Raw genomic sequence first — 14,848 nt, forward strand, 5'->3', positions numbered from 1 at the left:
TTATCCGCCCCCTTTTAATACTCAGGATAAAGGACTTTGTCGGTCTCCTTTGTCCTTACGCCCTCTTTGACGTCCTTGCCGTATGGGAAGCATATCTTATCTTTCATAGAAAGTCCGCCCTTGACCTCGATATTAGTGCCATACATTATCTTGCCTGTTTTTATGTAGCTTTTCACAAGTCTGCCGTCCTTGTCGGCTTTCATTATATAGTAGTTTCCGTTTTCCTGCCTTACATAATGTATAGGCAGATAAACGCTGTCACTGGTCGTGGTATCATTCACAAATGAAACGCCTACCCAGTCGCCCACGTTGAAATCCGTGCTGTCGCTGAGCTTAGCTTCTACAGTGTAGGTGGAGCTGTTAGGATTGTCACCCCAGTTGTTTGACGAGTATGACGTAGGCTCGCTGCTTATCTTTGTTATCTCAGCGTCAATGCTCATTCCCGTGTTGTATGAGTTCACCATAACAGTGTTTCCCACAGCCGCTCTGTCAAGATTAAGCTCGCCCACACTAAAAGTAACGGAAACTCCGCCCTCGCCCTCGATTATTGCGAAAGCGTCATCATCAGAGCTGTCACCACTGTAGTCCATGCTGCTGTCCATAATGTCCACATCGTCCTTGCCGTCAACATCGTCCGAATTATCGCCCCCTGCGGCAGCGTCGCCTACAGTGCCTATCTTTTTAACGACTCCGTCGATAGTAGCCACTACCTTGCCGTCTGTCTTTTTCTTCAAAGCGTTATTGTAATCAAGCTTTGCAGACTTTAGGTCAAGCTTCAGCTTCTTTATCTCGTCCTCTTTTTCCGATATCATCTTCTTTATCTCTGCACGGCTGTACATATAGTCCTCAGAGCCTGAACTTGTACCGCCCGTCTGTGACGGGTCAGCAGGAGTGACATCTGTGCCGGCGTCATTATCATCAAGATCACCGTCATCAGGTATATCCACATCACCGCCGTTGTCTATATCGTCAGTTTTGTCGCTGCCGTCAGCACTGTCATCACTGCTTTCTGCATCTGTAGAAATAACAATAGAGAACCTGCCGAACTGCTCCACAGAAGTGTCAAGAGAAAGTGTACCTTTTTCCTTGTCCTCAGTTATCCCCTGGGAAACCGTCCATTCTGCACTAGCCTTTTTGCCAATTGTTTCACGGTTGACTATCCACTTGTATATGAAGTTTGAGTTATCATCATAAACGCAAAGCTCCGCATAAGTCCCCGTTGTCCTTATCCTTTCAAGAAACCCTTTGGATACCTTGGTGTTCCTGTTGCAGTTTATAATATAAGGATCGTCCTTTGTGCCTGCATTTTCCGTACGGAAAGAAGCCTTTACAACGTCCACGGTTTCCACAGGCTTAGGCTCAGGTGTCGGCTTAGGCTCAGGCTCCGGTGTTGGCTCCGGCTCCGGTTCAGGTTCAGGCTCCGGCTCAGGGTCAGGCTCCTGCGGTGCGTCCTCAGAAGGCTTTAAAAGCTTGTATTTAGCAAGCTCCTTTTCAGCCATTTTGATGTTCTGCTCGCAGACCTTTACCTGATTTTCTTTCTGTGAAAGCTCCAGCTCAACCACCGTCATGTCATATTCAAGTATAGTGTCGCCCTTTTTAACAGTGTCGCCCTTTTTCACAAACACCTTTTTAACAAGCTTCTCGTTGTCAAGAGTAACTTTCTGAGAGTTGGGAGAAACTATCTGCCCGTCCATGTTCGTCGAGTTGTTCCACTCATACGCATCCGCACTTTCCGCCATAAGGTCAACAGGAACTACCGCCACAACAGTTTTCTTGTCCTGATTTTTCTTATATTTCATTGCTCCCGCATATCCGCCTCCGCCGAGGATAGCGATGCACAGGAGCGTTATTATTATCTTCTTCATTCCTGCTCACCTGCCTTTTCTCCATGAAGCTCGCCGTCACGGATATACATTATCCTCTTTGCACATCTTGCAATGTCAGGCTCGTGTGTTATCATAACGATAGTAACACCGTCGTCATTAAGCTCCTTGAAAAGCTCCATTACCTGATCGCCCGACTTTGTGTCAAGAGCGCCTGTGGGTTCGTCTGCAAGAAGAAGCTTTGGATTGTTGACTATCGCCCTTGCAATAGCCACCCTCTGCTTCTGACCGCCTGAAAGCTGAGTAGGCTTGAACATCATTCTCTGTGCAAGCCCCACCTTTTCAAGAGCCGCCTTTGCTCTCTGACGTCTTTCTCTTTTGCCTACCCCTGCATAAAGCAGCGGAAGCTCCACATTTTCAAGTGCTGATTGTCTTGGGAGCAGATTAAAGTTCTGAAATACAAAACCTATCTTCTTGTTTCTTATCTCCGAAAGCTTCCTATCCTTTGCCTGTATAATGTCACAGCCGTCAAAAACAAAGCTTCCCTTTGTCTGCTTGTCAAGACAGCCTATAATGTTCATGAGCGTAGACTTTCCCGAGCCTGACGGACCCATTATCGCCACATATTCCCCCTCTGAGACCTCAAGGGAAATATCCTTAAGCACAGGCACAGCTTCCTTGCCCTGCAAATAATCCTTGTAGATATTTTTCAGTTCAAATACCATTGCAAGCCCTCCTTATTCAGCGAAAGCTGCGTCAGCATCAGCAGCGTCGGCATTCTCACCGTCTGCATTTTCCTCTTCACCGTAAAGCTTGTTGAAGTATTCTTCTATCTCCTCGTCCGTCATGCTTGCAAGCATATCCTCGTCTATAGCCATGCCGTCCTCATCACTTCCGTCAAAAGCGATGTCCTCGTCACCGCCCTCGGTATCAGCGTCACTGTCCGTGTTGTCGTTCGGGTCAAGGTCATTAGGCGGAACAGACACGTCAGCCTCATTTGTGGTAGCCGTCATGCCCTCCTCGATAGACTTGTCAGGGTATGCGATATAATCGCCCTTTTCAATACCTGACTTTATCTCGCAGTCACCGTTCTCCTCGTCCTTCTGACCTATCTCAACATATCTCTTTTCTATCTTTCCGTCCTCGTTCTTAGCCCAAACGTAGTTCTTCTTGCCGTCCTTGCAGATAAAGTCGGAATAGAGCCAAATGCCCGTCTTGTTTATAGAGGTGTCCTGACCGTTGTCAATCTCGATAAGAACGTGCTGACCGAGCATAAGTCCGTCAAAGTTTTCAGGCGTTACATAGAAAGCATAGTTTGAAGACTGGCTCATCTCATCGCTTGAACCGTAGCTGTACATATACATATCTTCACCAGAATTTTTCTGCGGACTTGTGTCAACAGAAGTTATCTCGCCCTTCCAAGTGGAATCATCAAGCCTTGACTTTACGATAACAGAAGCTCCCTGCATGATATCTTTGCTGTTCTGCTCGTTGAATCTGCCCTTTATTCTGTAGTCGCCCTCTTCTGTTATCTGCATTATAACGTCGCCGCCGTCCTGCTGAAGCTTGTCCACCGTCTTGACGTTCTTTACAGTTCCGTCGATAGAAGCGGTGACGTATGCGTTCTTTGTGGAAGCCTCCAGCTTTTTGATCTCAACGTTTTTAGCCTTTATGTCATATTCGTTCTTGGCATTGTCGCTCTGCAGGGAAAGAATCTGGGTCGTGTATGACACAGCAGCGTCCTGATCGGCGTTTTTCTTTTCCTTTTCAAGCTCAGCTATCTGATTCTTGTTTGAAGTTATCTCGTTCTGAAGTCGCTCCACCTCGAGCTTAGCCTGCTCAAGCTGAAGATTTATAGCCTCAACGTCATATGTAAGAAGCTTGTCACCCTTTTTAACAGAGTCACCGTTCTTAACAAGTATCTCGTCCACCGTCTTTGAGCTGTCGTACTTTACGTCCACAGACTCCTGTGCCTCAACAACGCCCAAGAACGAGCAATTAGAAAGCTTGAAGTCCGACACAGTGTTAAGTGACGATACCTTCTGCACATATACCTTCTGTGAACTTTTCGAGCCTCCCTTGCCGGTCTTTTTCCATACGAGAAAACCTCCCACACACACTGCGCAAACGATAACAAGCACTATTATAACAGTGCATATCCTTTTTTTCGTGGTCATTGCAATACCTCCGTTTGTGATTTTTCCAAAACAGCATAAAAAATCCGCCTGACAGCAGACGGACGGATAAAACGCCTCACTTTTCCCATAAGGGTATAGCATGAGCGTATTATTCTTTGTTATCTTGCTGTCCTGTTGTCTTTTGTTCTTATCTTTTTTATGTATACATTATACCATAAAAAGAGCATAAGTCAATAAATAAAGCCGTTGTTTTAAGAAACTCATAAGAATTCCCCTTATCTATAAAGACGTGCATTATCAAATAAAGTTGCAAACAAAAAAAATCTCACACGCACACTATTCGCCCCCTACATACAAACAGCATATTTACATTGCTTGTAGGGGACGGCGCCCTCGACGTCACGCTTGTTTGACATTCTTGGCGAAACAGTGTTCGTCCGTTTCTGCTGTTTATTACATCTACCACCAACAACAAAAAAAGGGCAGCCCACGCCGCCCTAATATGTATTATTTTTTCTTAGCCATAAGCCCTATCATTATAAGCACTACCACCGCACCGCCGCCGATACAGCCGAAAAGCACCCAATCGGTCTCAGTGTTCTGGGTGGAGTTTTTCTGCGCCTTGATGACCCCCTGCTCCGCCATAGCCTCCGCCGCAGAGCTTTCCGTCACAATGGAGCTGTCCTCCACCTGAGGGCTGTCCGCATACACCGCCCACGGTATTATCATCATAAGCGACATCACAGCCGCCCCAAGCCCCGACAAAAGCTTTCTCGTCCTCATATAAAAAGACCTCCTCCGATACGCCATTTATCAACAGCAAAGCTTTATCACAGAGCTGCTTAAAGTTTTCCTCATTCAATTATACACATTTTCCAATAAAATTACAAGCAGAATTTTGTACAAATCATACATTAGTTTACACAACAATATACACAACACCTCAAGAATTACAAATAAATCGCTGTAAATTTTGATTTATCAGTTTATTAATTGTGTATTGTCACAAAAATATATAGCAAAATTCATCAAAAATAGCATTGAAAATCTTGCTCATATGTGATATAATAACGAATAGCAACATACTGTTCACACTTTACTTGTAAGGAGGTCTTTATTTTGGAAGAACGTATGCAAATTATACAGGCAGCAGGCAACAGCAAGATACAGATAGGCGTTATACCGGGTCACTATGCAACTAACCACTCGCATATCAATTATTATGTAGATATAACATCTCTTAAAACTGGTTATAAAATGGCAAAGGAAGCCGCAAAGGCATTGGCAGCCACCTATGTTTCAACACATATCGACACTATCATATGCCTTGAAGGCACAGAGATCATCGGTGCCTTTCTCGCTGAAAGCCTTGGCGAAAGCGGCATAAACAGCGGTGCAGACGTAAATGTAGTAACACCTGAGCTAAACGCTGTAAATCAGATGATATTCAGAGATAACACTCAGAAGAAGATATGGGGCAAACAGGTGCTTCTGCTTATCGCTTCCGTTTCAACCGGAAAGAGCATAAACAGAGCAATGGACTGTCTGAAATACTATAACGGCAACCTTGTAGGAATAGCTTCCATATTCTCCGCTATCAAAGAGAACAACGGCACTGCTATCCACGCCCTTTTCACAGAAAAGGATATTCCTGATTACATGACATATACATCATCAGAATGCCCAATGTGCAAATCAGGACAGAAGGTCGACGCTTTGGTAAACAGCTTCGGCTATTCAAAGATATAGCTTGTAACTTCATTCTCCATAAAAATAACGTTAAAGGGACGGAATTTGACTTCCGCCCCTTTTTCTTTTGCCAAAATGCGTAGGGACGACCTGATGTCGTCCACTTTGCTTATCACGCTTTTATGCCAATAAATTATCCAAACAAATGTGAAAACTTCTTTTTAAGCCCAGCCTTGTCAAAACCAAGACCAAGCACTATATAAAGTATCGAGCTTGCAAGCACCTGTATGCAGTAAGCAGGAGTCTGACCGAAAGCGGAGATTATAGCGCTCTTTGAAAAACCGCCTGCCATAAAAATTCCCTCATAAAGACTGTAGCATACCACACATATAACAAGTGCAGGGATAATGCCGAGAAGATTTCTCACGCAGATTATCTTCTCTGTCTTTCTTGAAAAGCAAAGAGCAGTTATCGCCTTTATAACGATAGTTCCAGGGAGCCATACCACAAATCCCGAAAGTCCGTCTGCAAGGCCTGCTCCGATAGCGCCTGCCGCCATTGCATAAGGCGTAGGAAGCATTGAAGCCGCAAGATAAATAAGTCCGTCGCCTGCGTGTGTGTAGCCTGCACCCGTAGGAATGTGAAGCCATGCCGTAAGAACATATATCATTGCCGCAAAAAGACCTGTCACACAAATAAGCTGAATATGCTTTGTTGAATTTTTTACCTGAACTGTTGTACTCATTATTATCACTCCAATTTAATTTCTATCCTTATTTTATACCTCCAGACTATGATTTGCAAATGCCTCAGTTTCGCACTTTTTTCACCGCAGATTGTATCTTTTGCACAATCCAAAAGTCCTATCCGAACATCACATTTGTGCATCAAAGCAATACCATATCCCACAATAATTTTACAAGAACATGACAAAATCAATTATGCACAAAACCAAGCTATCCTATAGGCTTTCTTTTGTGCTATAGGTAGAAGATAAAAAGGAGTAAAAAAAGAGCGGTCATAGGCAAGACCACTCCATTCTGCAAACAGACAGATTAAAATCGCACAAAAAAACGCATAAAAAACGGGCGAGCAAAGCCCGCCCCTACAAAATATCAAATAACGTAATCATCTATCCTTGCATTTTCCTGATTTACAAGGTCCTGCAAGGTAATGCCGTCAACAACATCATTTATAGCACCGTAAAGCTTTTTCCATACCATCAGCGTTGCACAGCTATCCTGACGTGGACAGGTATTTTCTTCCCCCTCCAGACAAGCCACAGGAGCAAGACTTCCCTCTGTGAGCCGAAGTATCATTCCTACGGTGTATTCCTCAGGCGACTTTGCCAGCTTGTATCCGCCCCCTGCACCACGAACGCTCTTTACAAAGCCCGCTCTTGCAAGAATGGATATTATCTGTTCAAGATACTTGTCGCTGATGTCTTGTCTTTCAGCGATCACTTTGATAGGCACATATCCGCTCTGCTCATGTAAAGCAAGGTCAAGCATAAGCCTCAGTGCATATCTTCCCTTTGTGGATATTTTCATCAGCGTCAGATCCTTTCATAAATCCTATAGAAAATCTATGATTAATTATATATCATATTTGTAAAAATGTCAAGCAAAAACCACCGCAAAGGGCGTATTTACAAAAAACTTCTTTTTACCCTCTTTATTTTTCTCAAAAAGTAGTGTATAATACAATTAAGTATACAAGTTCACAGCAAAGAAAATAAAGGGAGGTCAAAAGCTATGAAAAACAAGCTTAAAGTAAATATTTATAACCGTACATACAATCTGCTTTCCGAAGAGTCGCAGGAGTATACCAATAAACTTGCGTTGGTGATAAATGCAAAGATAAAAGGCATGATGAAAGCTATCCCGAGCCTTTCCGTTCAGGACGCCGCAGTGCTGACAGCACTTGATTGTCTTGACGAGCTTAGCAAGGCAAATCAGAATATCGAGAATATCCGCACCCAGATAAAGGACTATGTTGACGACGCAGGCAGAGCAAGAAGTCAGGCTGACGAAGCTCAGAAAGAAATAAGAGAGCTTCAGGCAAAAGTCCATGACCTTGAAGAACAGCTCGAAGCACGCACAGTTGTAAAAAGAGAGCCTGAGGACGAGGTTATAAACGCAAACGAGCTTCTTTCGCAGGAGATAAAGAACGCTATTGAAAGACCTGTCCACCCTAATCAGCCTAACAACGGCAATTTTGTCGGCACAGTGAATTACAGACCCGAGGGAGGAAGCCATTAATGGCTCACAAAGCTGAGATACTTGCCCCCTGCGGTTCTTTTGAAACTCTCGAAGCCGCCCTTAGAAGCGGCTGTGACGCAGTTTATCTCGGGGGAGAGAAATTTTCCGCCAGACAAAATGCCGCCAATTTCACAGATGAACAGCTAAAAGAAGCCGTAAGGCTCTGTCACCTGCGAGGTGTAAAGGTCTATCAGGCGATAAACACTGTTGTCTTTGACGAACAGCTCGAAGAGTGCAAAAAAGCCGTCAAATTTGCCGCAGAAATTGGCGTTGACGGACTTATCACCCAAGACCTGACCCTTGTGAAAATATGCCGTGAATGCTGCCCCGACCTTGAATATCACGCCTCCACCCAAATGACCATCCACAGCGAAAGCGGCGTGAAAATGGCTAAAAACCTTGGTTTTTCAAGAGCCGTCCTGTCAAGAGAGCTTCCCGAGCATACCATAAAAGACCTCACCGCCCTTGGCATCGAAACAGAGGTCTTTGTCCACGGCGCACTTTGTATGTCCGTGTCAGGTCAGTGCTATATGAGCGCTCTTATAGGCTCACGAAGCGCAAACCGCGGCCTTTGCGCACAAGCGTGCAGACTTCCCGCGCAAGGGGATAAGATAACAAAGGGGCAAGAGCGTTACGCCCTCTCTCTGAAAGATATGTCCTATGTTGATAAGCTCCAAAGGCTCGAAAAGGACGGAGTTTCCTCTCTTAAAATAGAGGGCAGAATGAAGCGCCCCGAATATGTTGCGGCGGCAGTGAACTGCTGTAAAAATTCTCTCGAAAACAAGCCTTATGACCTGAAAGCCCTTGAAGCGGTCTTTTCCCGCGGGGGCTTTACAGACGGCTATTACAATGGCAGATTAGGCAGAGAAATGTTCGGCACAAGGCAGAAAGAGGACGTTTCCGCCACCGCCAGAATTCTCCCCGAGCTTCATGAGCTTTACCGCAGATGTGAAAAGCGCACAAAAGCCTTTTTCACCATAAAGCTTCAGGAAAGTTCTCAGGCGGAGCTTTCTCTCCGTGACAGCGAGGGAAACACCGTGACCGTTTACGGCGATATACCACAAAAAGCCTTGAAAAAGGCCTGCGACAGCGACTATGTAAAAAAACAGCTCTCCAAGCTTGGGGACACCATATACGAGTTCGGAGGACTTGAAGCCGCCATAGGCAAAGACCTTGCCTATCCAGCTTCCGCACTTAATGACCTAAGACGGCAGGCGGTAGAAAAGCTTGACCAGAAGCGTATAGACTTTTTCACCCATACCGCCGATTTTACCGACAAATCACTTGCCGATCTTCCTACCTTGCCAAAAGCCTATGAACACAAAAAGATCCGCATAATGCTCTCAAAGCTCTCTCAGCTTGAGGGTGTTGACCTTGACAAAGCAGAGCTTGTGGGCGTGCCAATAGAGATAGCGTCAGAAGCGGTAAAGATCGTGTCAGACAAAAGCAAGCTTATGATAATAATGCCACGCTTCACATTCGACGAGAACGCCCTGTGTGAAAAGCTTTCAGCCGCAAAAGAAGCAGGCATAACAAAAATGCTCGCCATGAATATCGGCCACTGCCTTATTGCGAATGACCTTGGCTTTGAGCTTCACGCAGGCTATTCATTCAATCTCTGCAACTCAGCCGCATTGGACGAAGCAAAAAAACTTGGTGCAAAAGACTGCACAGTGTCCTTTGAGCTTAAAGCGTCGCAGATAGAAAAGTTAAAGAAGCCCATTGAGATAGGCTTTGTGGCATACGGCAGACTTCCCCTTATGCTCACCGCAAACTGTCCTATAAGAAACGATATGGGCTGTAAAAACTGCAAGGGCAAGCTTTTTGACCGCACAGGCAGAGAGTTTCCGGTGAGATGTCCAAAGGGCAGAGATTGCGCAGAGATACTAAATTCCGATATTTTGTATCTTGCAGACAAGCTGATAGATTTTGACAATACCGACTATATGGAGCTTCACTTCTATGAGGAGAACGCCCACAGGATAAACGAAATAATAAAAGCCTACAATGGCGAAAGGGGCGCAAAGCCCGAAAACGCCACCAATGGCCTATACTACAGAGGAGTTTTATAAAATGAGATTACTTATAAAAAAGCTTAAGGAAAATGCAGTTATCCCTGCAAGACAAACAGAATTCAGCGCAGGCTATGACCTTTGTGCCTGCACAGACGCACCTGTTACCATAAAAGCAGGTCAGACCGAGAAAATACACACAGGCATATCAGCCGAAGTTCAGGGGGAGAAAAACTGCGTTCTTCTTATCTATGCAAGAAGCTCACTCGCATCAAAGTTCGGCATCGCCCCTGCAAACTGCGTTGGCGTTGTTGATTGGGACTACAGAGGTGAGATAATCTGCGCTCTCCACAACAGTTCAGACAAGGACTACACCATAAACAGCGGCGACAGGATCGCACAGCTTGTGATAACCCCTGTTTTCACTCCCGAAGTAGAGGAAGTAACAGAGCTTTCCGATACAGAGCGTGGCGCAGGCGGCTTTGGCTCAACAGGCAAATAAGAATGGTGAAAACTGCATATGAAAATTTACAACGTTAAAATAAAGACCATGGACAGCGACAGGCGTGTTATTGAAAACGGCTGGGTGGAGATAACAGACGGCATTATTTCCGCTGTAGAAAGCGGCTCTCCCGAAGCTGTCACAGCCGAGGACATAGACGGCAACGGCAGAACAGTTTACCCTGGTTTTATCGACATTCACACACATCTTGGACTATCCACAAGCGGCGTAGGCATGGAGGGCGAGGATTTCAACGAGGAATCTGAACCATGCACAGCACATATCCGCATTGTTGACGGCATAAACCCGATCGACTATTCCTTTGAGCTTGCAAGAAAAGCAGGCGTAACCTGCTGTCTTGTATCCCCAGGCTCAGCAAACCCTGTCGCAGGCAGTATTGCGGCAGTAAAAACCTATGGCAAGCGAATAGATAAAATGCTTGTAGGCACAGTTGGAATGAAATTCTCAATGGGTGAAAACCCTAAACTCACCTATTCTGACAAAGAGGACGCCCCCTACACCCGAATGGCAGTGGCAGGCATAATAAGAGAAGCACTTATAAAGGCGCAGAAATACGGTGAAGCGGTCGAGCGTGCAATGGGAAGCGAGGAGGATATGCCTGAGTTTGACATGAAGTCGGAGGCTCTGCTCCCTGTTCTCAGAGGCGAAGTCAAGGCGCATTTTCACTGTCACAGGGCGGATGATATTTTCACCGCCATAAGGATAGCGAAAGAATTTGAGCTTGACTATGTGCTTATACACTGCACTGACGGTCATATCATAGCTGACGAGCTTGCAGAGGAAGAAGCAAGCTGTGTGATAGGTCCTGTAATATGCGACAGGTGCAAGCCTGAAATGGCAAATCTTACCCCAGCCAACGCCGGCATACTTTCTTCTCACGGCATAAAGGTAGCTATCTGCACCGACCACTCAGAAGTGCCGATAGAATATCTGCCCTTGTCAGCGGCTATTGCAGTAAAAAACGGTCTTGACTATGAAAAGGGCATTGAAGCTATCACCTGCACAGCGGCAGAGATAGCAGGCATATCCGACCGTGTAGGCTCTGTAAAGACAGGGCTTGACGCAGACCTCACCCTATTCAGCGGCGACCCCCTTGATGTAATGGTATCACCTGACATGGTGATATGCGGCGGAAAAATAATTTGATATGATACCAATGCGGAACGGTTTTCGTTTCGCATTTTTTATTTGTACTTGTGTTATCCGCACTTTGTTATGCACTTTGCAAACCATGTAGGGGCTGGCGCCCTCGACAGCCCGCACCTGTTTACCTGCTCAATCCTGCGATAACCCCACAAATGGCGGTAGGGGCGAACAGCGTTCGCCCGCCTTTATTCGCCTACATGGTTTGTACAAATTCAACCTCCCGCAACTCCTCGAAACGGGACGTCGTGTTTCTGCAAAGCAGAAATTGCGCTGCTCCCCTACAGGTATTCGTGCAAGTTTCTGCCGCCGCAAAATCGCTCCGCTCTTTGCGGATATACGTTTTGCTTTGGGATAGAATAGCGGTGCAGATTGTGTTACTCCGATATTTCTTTTGTCTGATATCTTATTTCTATATGCTTTTAATACTACAATCTGCACCTAGTCGGCTATCGCCGAATGAGGCTCTGCCTCATACTCCGCTAGGGGCTTTGCCCCTAGACCCCACAAGCCCTCCAGCGCCGAGCTTGAGCGTGCGCTTTATCTCTCGCTTCGCTCGGTGCTTGGGGGCAGCTTTGCTCATTCCTCATTCCTAATTCCTCACTCCTCACTTACTCCCCTCCTCACTTGATCGTTTCTTTTACTTAAAATGCACAAAAATGCTTGAAAAATATTAAAAAATTTGCTATAATATTATTGATTATATCCGTATGCTTCAACAGCACCGAAAGGGAGTGACTTTTTTGCCGAAATTTGAAAGCGGTATGGAAAATATGGCGGATATGTTCGTCTTTGAAACAGGCGACCTTCTGGAAAAGTTGGACGAGATCCTTATGCGCACCGAGCAGGAAGACTCTATCTCCTCCGACGATATCAACGAGATATTCCGTACCATGCACACTATTAAAGGCTCTGCCGCCATGATGAGTATGCACAATATGTCTACCCTTGCCCACTCAGTTGAGGATCTCTTCTACATTATCCGTGAAGACCCTACTGTGAAATATGACAAGCCTGCTCTCTATGAGCTTCTTTTCTCGGCTTCTGATAATCTTAAATCTGAGCTTGATTCACTCTATGACGACGCTCCGCTCACCGATTTTTCAGAGCTTGAAAATAAGATACACGCCTTTGCTGCCACCATGAAAGGTCAGCCTGCAGGCAACAGTTCCGATACTTCCTCAGCCGATACCGACACCTATGAGGGGCTTTTCCCTGATGATGAAAAAGAGGGCGTTCTCACCTATAAGGTCACATATTCCGAAAGCTGTGCAATGCCTGATATGCGTGCATTGGTGCTTTTGCGTGCCTTAGGTAAAATGTGCGAGGTAATAAAAACTTTCCCTGAGGATCTTGACGCCGACAATGCAGGGGACGAGATATCCAAAAAGGGACTTTACATAAAGCTTATCACCGATGACCCGAATGGCGTTCTTGACCTTATGAAAAACGCCGTGAACGTTGACAAAGCCGAGCAGGCGAAAAAGCCTGAGCAACCTGCTAACGCAGCCAAAAAACCTCAGCCTGCCCAAAAGTCTGCTCCGGAAAAGTCAGCCCCAAAGCCTGCTCAGCCTGCAAATACAGTCCCCAAAAAGCCTGCCGAAAAGCATGAGCAGTCCATGATATCCGTCAAGCTTGATAAGCTCAACAGGCTTCTTGACCTTGTGGCTGAGATCGTTATAACTGAAGGTTCTGTTATCTCCTCTCCCGACCTGAAAAAAGCCGAGATAAACCTTGACCGCTTCAATAAATCCTCCCGTGAGCTGAAAAAGCTTACCGATGAGCTTCAGGACGTTGTAATGTCCATACGAATGGTACCTGTTTCCACAGCGTTTCAGAAAATGAACCGTGTTGTCAGGGATATGAACCAAAAGCTCAAAAAAAACGTTACTCTTGTGTTTGAGGGTCAGGAAACGGAAGTGGATAAATCTATCGTAGATATCCTCAATGACCCCCTTATGCACATTGTGAGAAACGCAGTTGACCACGGCATAGAAGACCCCGAAGTCCGTGCAAAAGCAGACAAGACCGAGCCTGCCACAGTTACTCTGAGCGCAGGCTATGATTCCAACGAAGTGGTTATCTCCTGCCGTGACAATGGTGCAGGAATGGATACCGCAAAGCTTATGGCGAAAGCCAAGAAAAACGGTATGCTCACAAAGCCTGAGAATGAATATACCGACAAAGAGATATTCAATTTCGTTGTGGCGGCAGGCTTTTCCACCAACGATAAAATAACCGAATATTCAGGCAGAGGCGTGGGAATGGACGTTGTAAAGAAAAACCTTGAGAAAGTCGGCGGAAAGCTCTATGTTGACTCAAAGTTTGGCGAAGGCTCTGTCTTTACTATCAGGATACCACTTTCTCTGTCTATCCTTGACGTTTTAAGCGTTGACGTAGGGGGTGAGAATTTCTCTCTGCCTGTTTCCGCAGTTTCCGAAGCTTTCTCCTGCAAAGCCGAAAGCTTTATCACCGATCCCGAGGGCAACGAGTTTATCATGCTCCGTGAAAAATGTCTGCCTCTTATCAGAATGAGCGACCATTTTGATATACCAAATGCCGAAAAGGACGTAACAAAGGGCATAATGCTCTGTTGTAAAGACGGCGGCAAGGAAGCCGTCCTCATGGCAGACAGGATAACAGTTGACCAGCAGGTGGTAGTAAAACCGTTCTCACCTCTCCTTGACGCCTATCCCCTCAAGGAATCAGGCATGGCAGGCTGTTCGGTCCTCGGTGACGGCAGTATAACCATAATACTGGATATGAAAGAATTTCTCGGCAATTATGACTTCCGAAAGGGTGAATAAAGATGTCAGAACAGGATATAAACGAATTTTGTCAGAAGGGCGGAAAAATACTCTCCTTTGTTTCTGATGAAAAATATTACGCCTTTGAGGTAAAAGATGTCACCGATATAATAGGGCTTCTCCCCGTCACAAGGCTCCCGAAAACACCAAAGTTCATAAAAGGCGTTATAAATCTGCGAGGAAAAGCCGTTCCCGTGATAGATCTCCGCCTGCGCCTTGGACTGCCCGAAGGGGAGTATGACAACAGAAGCAGTACCATAGTGATAGAAGTCGGCTCAAATCAGGCTGGCATAATATGCGATAAGGTCTTGGACGTTGAGGATATCCTCCCCCAGCAGACCGCCGTGTCGCCCGTAAAAAACGGCCTTGTAAAATGCTTTATAAACGCAAACAACAAAAACATATCCCTGCTTGACCCTGATATTCTGGTCAGAACAAACAGGTAAAACATA

The 14,848-nt window shown here is 45.7% G+C and carries 13 protein-coding genes; 7 read left to right on the top strand and 6 right to left on the bottom strand.

What is annotated here, in order from left to right; all coding sequences use genetic code 11:
* Positions 1-14 precede the first annotated feature (14 nt).
* The 4 genes from DW015_RS05465 to DW015_RS05480 all read right to left on the bottom strand — a co-directional run bounded on the left by DW015_RS05465 (position 15) and on the right by DW015_RS05480 (position 4,744).
* Positions 15-1,865 carry a biotin/lipoyl-binding protein gene (locus DW015_RS05465; protein ID WP_117904738.1) on the bottom strand — a complete coding sequence of 617 codons (1,851 nt, stop codon included), beginning with the start codon at positions 1,863-1,865 and terminating at the stop codon, positions 15-17.
* Positions 1,862-2,548, bottom strand: coding sequence for an ABC transporter ATP-binding protein (locus tag DW015_RS05470; RefSeq protein ID WP_117904740.1), 687 nt, complete (start codon positions 2,546-2,548; stop codon positions 1,862-1,864). The genes DW015_RS05465 and DW015_RS05470 overlap by 4 nt, the downstream gene beginning before the upstream one ends.
* 12 nt (positions 2,549-2,560) lie before the next feature.
* Positions 2,561-4,000, bottom strand: a complete 1,440-nt coding sequence (locus tag DW015_RS05475) for an efflux RND transporter periplasmic adaptor subunit (protein WP_181979849.1) — start codon at positions 3,998-4,000, stop codon at positions 2,561-2,563.
* A gap of 468 nt (positions 4,001-4,468) precedes the next feature.
* Positions 4,469-4,744, bottom strand: coding sequence for a hypothetical protein (locus tag DW015_RS05480; protein WP_117896567.1), 276 nt, complete (start codon positions 4,742-4,744; stop codon positions 4,469-4,471).
* A gap of 336 nt (positions 4,745-5,080) precedes the next feature.
* Here DW015_RS05480 and DW015_RS05485 point away from each other — a divergent pair, with 336 nt between their 5' ends.
* Positions 5,081-5,710: an orotate phosphoribosyltransferase gene (locus DW015_RS05485; protein ID WP_181979850.1), complete on the top strand. Its 630-nt coding sequence runs from the start codon at positions 5,081-5,083 to the stop codon at positions 5,708-5,710.
* A 133-nt stretch (positions 5,711-5,843) separates the two neighbouring features.
* On the opposite strand, the gene DW015_RS05490 is transcribed toward DW015_RS05485, so the two are convergent.
* Both DW015_RS05490 and DW015_RS05495 read right to left on the bottom strand, forming a co-directional pair.
* A complete protein-coding gene (locus DW015_RS05490; protein ID WP_051706220.1) occupies positions 5,844-6,395 on the bottom strand; it encodes a TIGR04002 family protein in 552 nt (183 codons plus the stop codon).
* Positions 6,396-6,765: 370 nt separating this feature from the next.
* Complete coding sequence (locus DW015_RS05495; protein WP_117904743.1) at positions 6,766-7,200, bottom strand: Rrf2 family transcriptional regulator; 435 nt, start codon at positions 7,198-7,200, stop codon at positions 6,766-6,768.
* A gap of 204 nt (positions 7,201-7,404) precedes the next feature.
* Here DW015_RS05495 and zapA point away from each other — a divergent pair, with 204 nt between their 5' ends.
* The 6 genes from zapA to DW015_RS05525 all read left to right on the top strand — a co-directional run bounded on the left by zapA (position 7,405) and on the right by DW015_RS05525 (position 14,842).
* Positions 7,405-7,911, top strand: a complete 507-nt coding sequence (gene zapA / locus DW015_RS05500) for a cell division protein ZapA (RefSeq protein WP_117904745.1) — start codon at positions 7,405-7,407, stop codon at positions 7,909-7,911.
* Positions 7,911-9,983, top strand: a complete 2,073-nt coding sequence (locus tag DW015_RS05505; RefSeq protein ID WP_117904747.1) for a U32 family peptidase — start codon at positions 7,911-7,913, stop codon at positions 9,981-9,983. The genes zapA and DW015_RS05505 overlap by 1 nt, the downstream gene beginning before the upstream one ends.
* Before the next feature lies 1 nt (position 9,984).
* Positions 9,985-10,425 carry a dUTP diphosphatase gene (gene dut / locus DW015_RS05510; protein ID WP_022288698.1) on the top strand — a complete coding sequence of 147 codons (441 nt, stop codon included), beginning with the start codon at positions 9,985-9,987 and terminating at the stop codon, positions 10,423-10,425.
* Positions 10,426-10,443: 18 nt separating this feature from the next.
* A complete protein-coding gene (locus DW015_RS05515) occupies positions 10,444-11,592 on the top strand; it encodes an amidohydrolase (RefSeq protein ID WP_117863622.1) in 1,149 nt (382 codons plus the stop codon).
* A gap of 740 nt (positions 11,593-12,332) precedes the next feature.
* A complete protein-coding gene (locus DW015_RS05520; RefSeq protein WP_117904748.1) occupies positions 12,333-14,396 on the top strand; it encodes a chemotaxis protein CheA in 2,064 nt (687 codons plus the stop codon).
* Positions 14,397-14,398: 2 nt separating this feature from the next.
* Complete coding sequence (locus DW015_RS05525; protein ID WP_117904750.1) at positions 14,399-14,842, top strand: chemotaxis protein CheW; 444 nt, start codon at positions 14,399-14,401, stop codon at positions 14,840-14,842.
* Positions 14,843-14,848 lie beyond the last annotated feature (6 nt).

The sequence above is a fragment of the Ruminococcus sp. AF37-20 genome, assembly GCF_003460465.1.
GTDB classification, from domain to species: Bacteria; Bacillota; Clostridia; order Oscillospirales; family Ruminococcaceae; genus Hominimerdicola; species Hominimerdicola aceti.

Excerpts from the sequence above, each read along its gene's own strand:
- DW015_RS05465 (WP_117904738.1), bottom strand. The coding sequence starts at position 1,865 with ATGAAGAAGATAATAATAACGCTCCTGTGCATCGCTATCCTCGGCGGA.
- DW015_RS05470 (WP_117904740.1), bottom strand. The coding sequence starts at position 2,548 with ATGGTATTTGAACTGAAAAATATCTACAAGGATTATTTGCAGGGCAAG.
- DW015_RS05475 (WP_181979849.1), bottom strand. The coding sequence starts at position 4,000 with ATGACCACGAAAAAAAGGATATGCACTGTTATAATAGTGCTTGTTATC.
- DW015_RS05480 (WP_117896567.1), bottom strand. The coding sequence starts at position 4,744 with ATGAGGACGAGAAAGCTTTTGTCGGGGCTTGGGGCGGCTGTGATGTCG.
- DW015_RS05490 (WP_051706220.1), bottom strand. The coding sequence starts at position 6,395 with ATGAGTACAACAGTTCAGGTAAAAAATTCAACAAAGCATATTCAGCTT.
- DW015_RS05495 (WP_117904743.1), bottom strand. The coding sequence starts at position 7,200 with ATGAAAATATCCACAAAGGGAAGATATGCACTGAGGCTTATGCTTGAC.
- zapA (WP_117904745.1), top strand. The coding sequence starts at position 7,405 with ATGAAAAACAAGCTTAAAGTAAATATTTATAACCGTACATACAATCTG.
- DW015_RS05505 (WP_117904747.1), top strand. The coding sequence starts at position 7,911 with ATGGCTCACAAAGCTGAGATACTTGCCCCCTGCGGTTCTTTTGAAACT.
- dut (WP_022288698.1), top strand. The coding sequence starts at position 9,985 with ATGAGATTACTTATAAAAAAGCTTAAGGAAAATGCAGTTATCCCTGCA.
- DW015_RS05515 (WP_117863622.1), top strand. The coding sequence starts at position 10,444 with ATGAAAATTTACAACGTTAAAATAAAGACCATGGACAGCGACAGGCGT.
- DW015_RS05525 (WP_117904750.1), top strand. The coding sequence starts at position 14,399 with ATGTCAGAACAGGATATAAACGAATTTTGTCAGAAGGGCGGAAAAATA.